The organism is Alkalinema sp. FACHB-956 (genome assembly GCF_014697025.1).
Lineage (GTDB): Bacteria > Cyanobacteriota > Cyanobacteriia > Leptolyngbyales > Leptolyngbyaceae > Alkalinema.
The window spans coordinates 103,242-114,528 of record NZ_JACJRC010000018.1 but is presented as its reverse complement, the minus strand read 5'-3'; the positions used below and the strand labels follow the sequence as shown (position 1 = coordinate 114,528).

The following is an 11,287-nucleotide window of genomic DNA, read 5'->3' as shown; positions in this document are numbered from 1 at the left end:
CAGGGGTTCATCTTTGTAGATCGGCATGGTGGGGTCACCGACGATGACTGCGCCTCCCTTGTTTTTAGGCCGTTGGGCGAGGGTTTGTGTTAGGGCGAGGGTTTGGATAGAAGGCGCAGTAGAGATTATATGACGTTCGATTAAGGGGCGATTTTGGGCATCGGGTAAGGCGGCAAAGGGAACCAGGAAGAGTTCACCCTGGGGCAGGAAAATGACGCGCTGGTTGGGGCCGGTGGGTAAGTCTTGGGCGATCGGGGCAATCAGGAATTGGTAGAGTTGAGCCAGGGGATCTGTTTGGGACGATGGGGGCGATTGTTGAGAGATCTTGATGCCTGCCCGTCCACGTACCCCTAAATCACTGCGACTATTGCTGACTAATTGTGTCAAAGGTTGAGATGAATCAAGCTGGGTCGATCGGAATGTAATTTCACCCGTGGGTTTAATGACCCAGATATAGAGTTGGTTCCCATAGACGATCGAATATTGCACCAATGTTGCATTTTGTGTTTTAGCAATTTGGCGAATGGTGTTAATATTCGGGGCTTGAATCGTGTTTTGCAAATCAGTTAGTGACTGATTGCTAAAACGGGCAGCCAGTAATTCAACTAGTGCCCGTGCCCGTCCTCTTTCTGCAATTTCTAGGGCTGCTTCCGGTTGTTTCCGAGCAATGAGGACTTGTTGGAGAATCCGGTAGGCATTTTTCTGGGTATCCGCAATGGATATTTTATTACGATCGGTCAATCCCGTTCGAAGGGATTCTTGAATGGCAATGGCAGACCGTAGATTGGATTCTGCTTCGGGCAATCGATTCAGCTTGAGTAAGGTAAGTCCTAAATTATTGAAAGCGGTGCTTTCCCCTTGCCGATCTTTGAGTTCTCGTGCAATCGCTAAACGTTGTTCATGGTATTCAATAGCTTTGGAATAGTTTCCCAGTGAATAATAAGCATTCCCTAGATTGCCTAGACTAGCCCCTGTCCCGGATCTATCTTTTATTTCTTTTGCAATAGCTAAATGTTGAGTATGATATTCAATCGCTTTGGGATAGTTACCTAGTGCATCATAGGCATTTCCCAGATTGCCTAGACTAGCACTTTCCCCTCGTCGGTCTTTGATTTCCCGATCAATGGCTAAACTTTGTTGGTGATATTCAATTGCCTTAAGATTGTTGCCCAGTAAATAATGAGTACTCCCCAGATTTCCTAGCGATTGGCCTTCTCCCTGTCGGTCTTTGATTTCCTTTGAAATAGCTAAACTTTGTTCATAATATGTAATGGCATTAGAATAGTTGCCCAGCGATAAGTAAACATTTCCCAAATTTCTTAGTGCAGTACTTTCCCCCTGTCGATTTTTAATTTCTTTTGAAATGGCTAAATTTTGCTCAGTATATTTGATCGCCTTGGGATAGTTGCCTAATGCATCATAGGCATTTCCCAGATTTCCTAGCGCAGCACCTTCCCCCCGTCGGTCTTTGATTTCCTGCACAATGGCTAGACGTTGTTCCTGATATTCGATCGCTTTCGGATAGTTACCCAACGAAAAGTAAGCATTTCCCAAATTGCCGAATGCTTGTCCTTCTCCTCGTCGGTCTTTGATTTCCTTCGCAATAGCCAAACGTTGTTCCTGATATACAATGGCCTTGGGATAGTCACTCAGTGCACTGTAGACCACGCCTAGGTTACCGAGCGCTTGTCCTTCTCCTTGTCGGTCTTTAAGTTCCCGTGCAATGGCTAAATATTGCTCATGGTATTCAATCGCTTTCGGATAGTTGCCTAGTGCATTGTAAGCGTTTCCCAGATTTCCCAGCGCAGCACCTTCTCCTGATCGATCGTTGATTTCTTTTGCAATGGCTAAGCTTTGTTCCTGAAATTCGATTGCTTTTGAGTAATTACCTAGAGCTTTGTAACTATTCCCCAAATTGACCAGAGATTGACCTTCTCCTCGTCGGTCTTTGATTTCTCTTGTAATGGCTAAACGTTGTTCCTGAAATTCGATCGCTTTAGAGTAGTTGCCCAACACATCATAAATCAGTCCCAGATTGCCCAAAGAGTTGCCTTCTCCTTTTCGATCGTTGATCGATCGATAGAGTATTAATGCCTGTTGCCAGGATTGTAATGCGGCTTCAAATTGACTGATTCGATATTGCTGAATACCTTGCTGGAGTAATCGTTCAGCTTCTGCTTTTGGGGCAGCAGGATTCGTTTGCGCGATCGCGACAGGTATCGGTTCGATCGCAACACCAGGCACGATCGTCATTAATAGCACTCTCAAAACTATGTGATGAAGGTTTGTAGATTTTCTAAGGATTCTTTTTTCCGTAATTTCTTTCTTCATCTCTGTTATTTTAATCATTAACCTTGGAAATTATATTAAACACCTACTGCGCTTCACCCACCAGCGTAAAGGCGGCCCAATGACTGGGATCGGGATAACGCTGTTTGGTGATGAGCATAGCTTGTCTGAGGGCTTGGGCTTTATCAGGTTGCTGCTTGAGTTGTCGATAAAACTCTTGCATTAACTCGCTGGTGGATTGGTCATTCACGGCCCATAAAGAAACGATCACGCTGGGTGCCCCTGCCGCAATGAACGATCGCGATAATCCCACCACGCCATCACCAGTAATTTCACCTCGTCCCGTATCGCAGGCACTCAGAACAACTAAATCCGCATTGAGTTTTAAGTTAAAAATTTCAGCTGCACTTAAGAAGCCATTATCCTGCCCACTGGGCGTTAGGGCGATCGCGCCAGGAATATCGCCTTGCACCGGATCGAGTAAGCCATGGGTGGCAAAGTGGAGTAAACGGGCATTGGGCATTTGTTGCAAGACCGTAGCTTTGGTGGCTTGGGCACCGATGAGTGGTGGAGTGTTGAGTTGTTGGCTAATGGCGATCGCTTCTTGACGGGCCGCAGGTAAGGGTTGCAGGGGTTCATCTTTGTAGATCGGCATGGTGGGGTCACCGACGATGACTGCGCCTCCCTTGTTTTTAGGCCGTTGGGCGAGGGTTTGTGTTAGGGCGAGGGTTTGGATAGAAGGCGCAGTAGAGATTGTATGACGTTCGATTAAGGGGCGATTTTGGGCATCGGGTAAGGCGGCAAAGGGAACCAGGAACAGTTCACCCTGGGGCAGGAAAATGACGCGTTGTTTGGGGTCGGTGGGTAAGTCTTGGGCGATCGGAGCAATTAGGGACTGATAGAGTTTTGCTAAGGGATTGGGTTGGTCAGATGGCGTTGGTTGTCGGGCGATTTGAATGCCTGCCCGTCCGCGCACACCCATCTCACTGCGACTACTGCTGACTAGTTGCGCCAGCGGTTGCGAGGAATCCAGCTGGGTTGATCGGAATGTAATTTCACCGGTTGGCTTAATGACCCAAATGTAGAGTTGCTCACTAGAAACGATCGAATATTGTACCAGCGTTGCATTTTGTGTTTTAGCAATTTGGCGAATGGCATTAATATTGGGAGCCTGAATTGTTTTTTGCAGATCTACCTGAGATTCATAATTAAACCGAGAGGCGAGTAACTCGACTAATGCTCGTGCCCGACCTCTCTCCGCAATTTCCAGAGCTGCTTCCGACTTTTTCTGGGTAATTAAGACTTTCTGGAGATTGATGTAGGCATCTTTCTGGGTATCGGCAATCGAGATTTTATTACGATCAGTGAGTCCTGTGCGTAGAGACTCCTGAATGGCAATGGCAGACCGTAAATTGGATTCTGCTTCGGGTAATCGATTTAGCTTGAGTAAGGTAAGACCTAAATTACTGCGAGAAATGCTTTCCCCTTTTCTGTCTTTGATTTCTCGATTGATTGTTAAACTCTGTTCGTAATATGCAATCGCTTTGGAATAGTTGCCCTGTGTCAAGTAAGCATTGCCCAGACTTCCCAGAGAGACACCTTCCCCCCGTCGGTCTTTGAGTTGCTGTGCAATGGCTAGACTTTGCTCCTGATACTCAATTGCTTTGGAATAGTTGCCTAGTAAATAATAAGTATTGCCCAGATTTCCCAGAGAAATTCCTTCCCCCCGTCGGTCTTTGAGTGCTCGCTTGATGGCTAAACTTTTTTCATGATATTCGATTGCCTTGGGATAGTTGCCCAACGCATTATAAGCATTGCCTAAACTGCCCAGAGCTTGGCTTGCCCCTAGTGGGTCTTTGAGTTGCTGTGCAATGGCTAGACTTTGCTCCTGATATGCGATCGCTTTGGGATAGTTACCCAGCGCATTATACGCATTTCCCAGGCTGCCCAGTGCAGCACCTTCTCCTAGTGGGTCTTTGAGTTGTCGTGCAATGGCTAGACTTTGCTCCTGATATGCGATCGCTTTGGGATAGTTACCTAGCGCATCATAAGCATTACTCAGATTACCCAGTGCAGCACCTTCCCCCCGTCGGTCTTTAAGTTGTCGTGTAATGGCTAGACTTTGCTCCTGATATGCGATCGCTTTAGGATAGTTACCCAGCGCATTATACGCAATTCCCAGATTGCCGAGAAAATTACCTTCTCCCCGTTTGTCTTTAATTTCTCGTGCAATCGCTAAACTTTTTTCATAATATTCGATTGCTTCGGGATAGTCGCCTAGTGAAAGGTAAGCATTTCCCAGATTCCCTAGAATGTTGCCTTCACTGCGTCTACTTTGGTTTTGTTGTGCAATCGCTAAACTTTGTTGATGATATTCGATGGCTTTTGGGTAATTACCCATAACATTGTAAGCGGCTCCCAAATTCCCCAAAGCATCCCCTTCGCCTTGTTGGTCTTTAATTGCTCGGTAAATTGTTAATGCCTTTTGCCAAGATTGTAGTGCCGCTTCAAATTGGCCGGTTTGAAACTGCTGAATGCCTTGCTGGAGAAGTTGTTGAGCTTCTGCTTTTGGGGTAGCAGGATTCGTTTGAGCGATCGCGACAGGTACAGGCCCGATCGCAACACTAGGCCCGATCGTCATTAACAGCACCCCTAAGACCAGCCCTGGAGCCTTGATCCGCTTTCCAACCATCCGTAATTTCCCCTCAACCATCAATCATTGCTAGGTTTCTTCTCAATGGGCTTCTCAGCTAACGCTTCTAGCCCGATCGATCGCAACAAACGTTTCCAATCTTCCGTTAACTGTGGATTGTTAGGATCAGCCAGACGGAGTTCAGCTAATGCATTGAGTGCATCAAACCAGATGCCATTTTGCCGGTAAAGCGTAGCGCGTTGTGGGGGGGTGCCCTGTTGTAATTGCGTCGCCAAGGACGGGTTAGGATCAACTCGTTGAACCCATCCATTAATTTGCTCCTTCACCACTTGGGCAGGGCTTCCAGGCTGACTCGCCTGACATTGCAACCGCGCTTTCAAATACCACTGGTACAACTTGCCAGGGAGCAAACTGGGCACCTGATCCGGTAAAGCAACCCTGACAATCCCCGGAGTTGCAGGCGCAACCACCCGAGTGCGATAGATATCATTGGCAGGATTGGCCTGATCCTGCAACACAAACTCCAGCGACACCCCATCCGCAGCGGCATAGGGCACATAAAACCACAACGTAGGCCGTTCTGCGATCGTCGTGCCCCAGACCTTCGTAATTTCTCCCCCAGAGGACAACGTTTGATGATATTCCGGGACCAACGCCATCAACGTCTGACTCCCCACGCCACAGCCTCGGCCTGCACCTCCACCTCGATTTCCCGGCGCATCCCGATCGGGGGGTGGCGGTGGCGGTGTAAACAGATCGAAGGGGCTCGGCCCAGGACTGTCGGGAGGATGTTCCCGGCGGCCCGCGCCACCCCCCCGACGCCCAGGAGAATCCCGATCGGGTGGCGGGGGCGGCGGCGTAAAGGTGCTCGTTTGACCCAGCGGCCCAGCTTGGGGAGTAGACTGGAGCGTCCCCCCCAGGGATTGCGCCTGCACTGCCCCAGCCCACGATACAGACCAGAGTAAAGAACACAGCGGCAGCACCATCAGACCGATCGTGCAGGGGATGATCGCGTGCTGTGGGCTGCGTTGGGGAGGCGTTTCCGGGGGCTGTCTGGTCATTCTGATACCCTCATGCTTAATTCATGGCAGGATTGATGGAGATTCATGACTGCTTGTATCATGTCTTCTTTCCATCGATCGCACCACTGTTCCGCTTAATATCACTCCCAATACCTCCGGTACCAGGGGAACCCATGCACCCAGTTGAATAAACAGCCCCCAGCAAAGGCTCATCATCAGCGCGATCGTCCCCACCATCGCCAAACCCAGATAGGTCGGCTGACGAATCACCCTCGCCAAAGTTCCGCCCCACAGCACCCAAGTCGCAATCCACAGGCATTCTACCCACAGCGGCCAAGCCCAAATTAACGGTCGCCCATCCAAGACTGCACTCACCAGTTGGCTCGTCATTTGCGCCTGCAACACCACCCCCGGCAGGGCTTGTTGCTCGCCTCGTAGGTTGCGGTAGGGCGTTAACCAATAATCATGGGTGCCTTCCGCGATCGTCCCAATCAGGACAATGCGATCGCGAATTGCCGCTGGATTGACTTCCCCCCGCAACACTTGCCCCAGCGTGACCTGACGAATGCCGCCCTGGGGCGATCGGGCTGCTCGATAGTTCAACAGAATCTGATAACCCCGATCGTCCAGCGTTTGGTAGCCCCCGATCGGCGCTTTCAAGGGATGGAACTTCAGGGAGCCTAACTGCCAAGTCTCAGGATTTGGAAAGCTTAACGCAATGCCTTGGGCATCCAAATATCGCAAGGCTAGTTGAACACTCAACGCATAGGGAGCCACACAGCGGGACGACGGCGCAGGCGTCATACTCAACAAATGGCGACGCACCACCTGATCGGCATCTAACACCAAATCACTAAAGCCAATTTGGGCAGCGGGAAGTTCCGGTGGTGGGGCCACTCCGCTTTCCTGGCGTTCGATTTCTCCCACTTTGCACACCCCCACCCAGCGATCGGTCCGCCGTAGTTGCTTCACCAACGCAGGATACTGGGGATTGACGGCAAAATCTCGGTAGATGTCTAAGCCAATTACCCGAGGTTGATAGGTTGCCAAGCGTTGGAACAGTTGCGCCAGGGTTGCATCGGACAGGGAACCGCGCCGATCGCTGGGTGATTGGGCTTGAACGTCGTCATCGGTCACGAGAATGACGAGTAAGCGCGGATCGGGCGCTTCGTTGGCATGGAGCTGAATCAAGCGATCGAAGGCCGCGATTTCCAACGATTGCAGAAATCCCCAGTGACGCAGTGCTATTATTCCCGCAGCAATGGCTAAATGAATTAGAAAAAAACGCAGTCCAGCTAAAAATCGAGACTGAGTTCTAGGAGTATTAATTGTTACTGATTGAATTGCTGGAGCTAAATCTGGGGAATGTGACTGATATTGCTGTAGTAATGTCTGCCAGGTCAGCGGTATCACCGTTGGATTTTGATAAATCATCGGGAGCCAACTGGCACAGGGATATTGCCCTTCCAGCCCCTGGAGCCGTTCCCGTGCTTCCCGCACCGCCAGATATAACGATTTACCCTGGGAAAAGGCTGTCAGAAAATGTTTCACAAAGTCCTGGGCTACGGCATCGGGCACAGGTTCCCGTAGCAGAATGAGTTGCGGTAGATGCAACCCATCCAACTCATAGGCCAACCCCAAGCCATCACAGGAATTAAAAATTGCCAATTGCAGGCCATGGGCGATCGCGCTGCGTAAACCGTATTTGAGTTCTTCGATCGTCAGGCTTTCCTGGGGATTTAGATGAATGCGTCCTTGGTGGTCCTCCGTTTGGCTATGGCCCGCAAAAAATAAAATATCCCAGCACTGGTTCCACAGAGAATCGGTGATCTGTTGGCGCGATGGTTCGACCAAACACGTCACTTCTGTATCGGGCAAATCGTGCAGAAATTGCTGTTCTGCGCTGGTGTCCAGCCCCTGCCGATCGCCGAGGATCATCAGGAGTTTGATCGCATCGGAATCCAATGATTGCGGCGTGAGTTGTGGGGATTCCAGGCGTCCCGGCATTGCACTAATGGCCAGTTCCGCCTGGGCATACCGCTCAAAAAAATCCCATAAATGCCAGGGCAACCAATGTAACCGTCGATCGGACGATCGCAATAATAATTGCACCGGATCTTGAAGGTTTAAGGACTCGCGCAATTGCCGATCGATGCCATGGAATTCAGGAGCAGCTAACCATTGTTGTAGTTGGGTTTGCAGCAGCTTAGCCGCGCGGCGACAGTCTTCCAGATGGTTCAGACGCCCCATGCGCACGGTAATTTGCTGCAACGTAATCCGCGTTGGATACGCCCCCTGTCGATAGAGCGATCGCCAGCGCTCCAAACTGTCCAGCAAAGCTACTGCTGCCGGGAGAGAACCCGTTGCTTCCATTTCCGGGAGCCGACCGAGTTCTCCAACCTCAAGGGTGGCTTGGAAGCCTTGTTCCAGCGTTCCCTCTAACCGTAGGACAACTCGTTTGACCATGTCCGCCTCTTAGCCTCAATCTTTGCTACACTTCAAACCCCTCAACGAGTCGCTGGTCACCGGAAATCACCTCCACTTGAAAGCCTTCGCCCACCTCTGCTGTAAATTGCAGATGAATCGTTTCCGTCACCGTTGCCCGAGCCTGTCCAATTTCCTGACCAGCCCCATCTAGTAATCTAACCTGAACGGCCTGCGGTAGACACGGATCATCTCCCGTGGGGCAGATCTGAAGCCGAATTTCCGTCAGCGAGGCATCCACAGGCGTCAGGCTCAAAATCAGCGCGATCGATTCTTCACCGGGATAACTGCCGAATTCTAGGACTTTCATGCGACTGATTGTCCCAGAGGATTGTGCTGGATCGCTCCTCCAGGCCGTAGCCCACTGTTGAGGCAACAAATGAGGCAACAAAACCGCATCGATCGCCTGCCACAGATCCGAAAATTGACCTTGCCACCAATCTCGCAAGTGGGTGACTGGGTGGTTTTGTTGTAAAGATGTTGGCGATTCTTGCCGTGATTTTTGCGGTGGCTCTTGGATTGATTCTTGTATTATTTGCGTCCGTAATTGTTCTTGCAAATGATTTTGTAGATTACTTTGTGCATGTTGTTGTAACCGCTGTTGTAATAATTGCTGTCGTGCTGTTGGCGATTGCAATAACGCTCCCCAACTGGCAAAGGGAACTGCTAGTCGAGGAAAGGCGATTTCCGGATTGCTTAAATTTAAAATCAGGGCTTCTAGCTGCGTTGGAGAGAGTTCGGGTAAAGGTGCAACCAGGGTACGGGTCTGCGCCCTGGGACAAAGCTGCACCGTGAGCCACAGCACATTTAAGTCCTGGGTTAACTGTTCCGCTGCTAGGGAGTAAGTCCGATCGCGGGAATCATAGGTGGCGATCGACTTTAAGTCTTCATGGGTTGCATAGCCCCAAACCCGTAACCAACCCTGGTCTGGGCGCACCTGTACTGCTAGATAATAATCCCCCACCCAACTGGGAATATCCACCCATTCCTGGGGTACTTCTAACTCGCCATCATCGATCGCCTGACTCGGCAACAAAATCAACCGGGTCGCCCCGATCGTGACCGCAGATCCATTGACAAATTCCCAGAGCGCAGGCCACTCCGTATCCGGTAACCAAGGAGTTACCTCCGGCTGATCCTCCCGCAACCAAGTCAAGGATCGCTGTAAACAAAGGCGGTTTACATAGGCACGCTGCTGGCCCAGCAGCCTATCACTGGCAGGGATTTGCTGACTTTGGCGATCGGCCTCCGCCCGCAAACTGGGTGAAAGTTCCAGCCACCATTCCTTGGGATCGGCAAACTCAATCATGACACTCTCTCCTTACCCGCACTGGGACTGCTAGAGACAGGATTGGGTTGACCGTAGTAAACGCCCAGCCATTCTTCTAAAGCAGCACTCATATCTTTTATTAGGTTCGGCGTAGGAGAAATATTCAACTGTTCCTGGCTCCATTCCACGATTTTAAGCAATAACGTTTCTCTGGCTTTAGTCAACCGTCGAGACACTGTAGCCTGACTCATTTGTAAGTACTGCATCATCTGTTGTTGAGTCAACCCCTGCTGGTAGTAAAGACGTAGAATCTCTTGAGATTGCGGCTCTAGGGTGGCCAAACGAGTCGCGATCGCTTGGTGCAAATGTTCCCGTTGGCGTTGGCGTTCCTGAAGGTCTTCCTGGGCGATCAGCGCTGCCAGAAACGACTCCCCCTGGGGATCGGCTAAACTTTCCTGAAAGTCGGTGTCTGTTTCCTCCCCCAAAAGCGGACGATTTAAAGACTCCACGGATGGATAGAGATAACTGCGTACCCAGGCGGCGCATTGATTCAGCCAGCGTTCAAGGGTCTCCGGTTGGCATTCCGGTGCAGTTCGATCGATCTGGCTATGGCGTTCACGGTTGTAGAGTTGGCTGATGGCAAGGCTCAGTTCGGGATCTAGGTTAGAAAATTGCTGGATCCCTGACGGTGCTTGAGCCGATGGGAGCGAGACGGATTGCGACGGATTTTGCAACGATCGGTCGTAGAGCGCATTGAAACAGGTCCAAGCCAGCCGATATTGAGCGATTTCCCCGGATGATAAGCCCACTTGCTCTAAGGCTTCCAGAAATCGTTTTTTACTAGTTCTGCGTAGCAATCCCAGATTCGTACACAGTGCTACGTCCTGCCGTTGTCGTAAGTAATCCCGTAAGAGGCTGGAGAAGGCGAGGTGAGCGAAGTTTTTTAAGCGGGTTCCCCGATCGGGGTTAAATTGCTTCAGAACTGTCTCTACCTTGGCAATGGCAATTTGAAAATAGTCGGATAAACCGTATTGTGCTGCTAAGGGAACATTGGCTACTTTCCGCAGGGTTTGGCTGGCAGCCCAGTAGCAGGATTCCTGCAAGTAAGCGGTGAGATGGCCCAGCGGGAGCGAGTTCGATGAAGGAGAATCGCTCTGTACCCAGCGTTGATGCCAATATAACGTCCATTCCCCTTCAGAATGGGATAGGTCAGAATGGGATAGGTCGCGGTTTTGCCCCGGCGTACTAAAATTCTGAACACTAAGATTCTGAACACTAAGATTTTGAACACTAAGATGCTGCATACTAAGACGCTGCGTACTCAGATATTGCTGCATATGACGGCGCAATCGTGCATCCGTCGCCCAACTGGAAAAGCGATCGTCCTCAAATTGGACAAAGGTTGAAAATAACGCGATCAGTTCTTGGCGAAGATGCATAGCGATTGTTGAAGGAAATGCTTCACAGTCTTATTTACACTGGGGTATGAAAAAAGGTTGCATGAAAAATAAATTGACTAAACATGGCTAGAAAGCCTGATTCTAAACTGTCTCAGGCTCACTTTTCTAG

The 11,287-nt window shown here is 50.2% G+C and carries 6 protein-coding genes; all 6 read right to left on the bottom strand.

Features of this window, described 5'->3' with window-relative positions; all coding sequences use genetic code 11:
• Nucleotides 1-2,253 (bottom strand): tetratricopeptide repeat protein (locus H6G21_RS17945; protein ID WP_199307294.1); only part of this gene is annotated, 2,253 nt, incomplete at its 3' end.
• Nucleotides 2,254-2,374: 121 nt separating this feature from the next.
• Complete coding sequence (locus H6G21_RS17940) at nucleotides 2,375-4,981, bottom strand: CHAT domain-containing tetratricopeptide repeat protein (RefSeq protein ID WP_190574779.1); 2,607 nt, start codon at nucleotides 4,979-4,981, stop codon at nucleotides 2,375-2,377.
• A 20-nt stretch (nucleotides 4,982-5,001) separates the two neighbouring features.
• Nucleotides 5,002-6,003, bottom strand: a complete 1,002-nt coding sequence (locus H6G21_RS17935; protein WP_190574778.1) for a DUF928 domain-containing protein — start codon at nucleotides 6,001-6,003, stop codon at nucleotides 5,002-5,004.
• A gap of 21 nt (nucleotides 6,004-6,024) precedes the next feature.
• On the bottom strand, nucleotides 6,025-8,430 hold the full coding sequence (locus H6G21_RS17930; protein ID WP_190574777.1) for a CHASE2 domain-containing protein: 2,406 nt from the start codon (nucleotides 8,428-8,430) through the stop codon (nucleotides 6,025-6,027).
• Between the two features lie 25 nt (nucleotides 8,431-8,455).
• Nucleotides 8,456-9,757, bottom strand: coding sequence for a DUF1822 family protein (locus H6G21_RS17925; RefSeq protein WP_190574776.1), 1,302 nt, complete (start codon nucleotides 9,755-9,757; stop codon nucleotides 8,456-8,458).
• The gene (locus H6G21_RS17920) at nucleotides 9,754-11,157 is read right to left on the bottom strand and encodes a sigma-70 family RNA polymerase sigma factor (RefSeq protein WP_190574775.1); all 1,404 of its coding nucleotides are present in this window, start codon (nucleotides 11,155-11,157) and stop codon (nucleotides 9,754-9,756) included. Before H6G21_RS17920 ends, H6G21_RS17925 begins: the two co-directional genes overlap by 4 nt.
• Between the last annotated feature and the right edge of the window lie 130 nt (nucleotides 11,158-11,287).

Bases quoted from the DNA above. Each gene is read 5' to 3' on its own strand.
- H6G21_RS17940 (WP_190574779.1), bottom strand. From the start codon at position 4,981: ATGGTTGGAAAGCGGATCAAGGCTCCAGGGCTGGTCTTAGGGGTGCTG.
- H6G21_RS17935 (WP_190574778.1), bottom strand. From the start codon at position 6,003: ATGACCAGACAGCCCCCGGAAACGCCTCCCCAACGCAGCCCACAGCAC.
- H6G21_RS17930 (WP_190574777.1), bottom strand. From the start codon at position 8,430: ATGGTCAAACGAGTTGTCCTACGGTTAGAGGGAACGCTGGAACAAGGC.
- H6G21_RS17925 (WP_190574776.1), bottom strand. From the start codon at position 9,757: ATGATTGAGTTTGCCGATCCCAAGGAATGGTGGCTGGAACTTTCACCC.
- H6G21_RS17920 (WP_190574775.1), bottom strand. From the start codon at position 11,157: ATGCATCTTCGCCAAGAACTGATCGCGTTATTTTCAACCTTTGTCCAA.